Origin of the sequence: Haloferax sp. KTX1, from assembly GCF_902410085.1 — an archaeon.
In the GTDB taxonomy this organism is placed as follows: Archaea; Halobacteriota; Halobacteria; order Halobacteriales; family Haloferacaceae; genus Haloferax; species Haloferax massiliensis.
The window spans coordinates 1-383 of sequence record NZ_CABPRH010000366.1; the positions used below are offsets into that span (position 1 = coordinate 1).

1 pseudogene is annotated in these 383 nt (G+C 64.0%); it reads right to left on the reverse strand.

The features are described from left to right. Positions 1-383: pseudogene (locus FY251_RS22225) on the reverse strand (phosphoesterase); the annotation flags it as partial.

The window sequence follows — 383 nt, forward strand, 5'->3', positions numbered from 1 at the left end:
GCCACTGTCCTGGCCCTCCTTGATCTTCTGGGCTTCCTCTTCCATCGCTTCGACGTCGACCTGCGCTTCCTCGTCGATCTGGCCGAGGATTTCCTCGATGTCGTCCAGACCGAGCATCTCGCGGGTCTCGTCGTCGAAGTCGAGCGCTTCCAGCGCGTGCCCGTTCTCCTTCACGTCCGAGCCCTGAAGGTGCTTGCCGTAGCGGCCCACCAGCGAGGTGAGCTCCTGCGGGAGGATGAACTTCGTCGACTCGCCCTGGCCGATCTCGGCCAGCGTCTCCATCCCCTTGTCGATGACGGCGCGCTCGCCCATCGATTCGGCGGATTTCGCGCGGAGGACGGTCGAGATTGCGTCACCCTGGGCTTCCAGAATCTGGCTCTGCT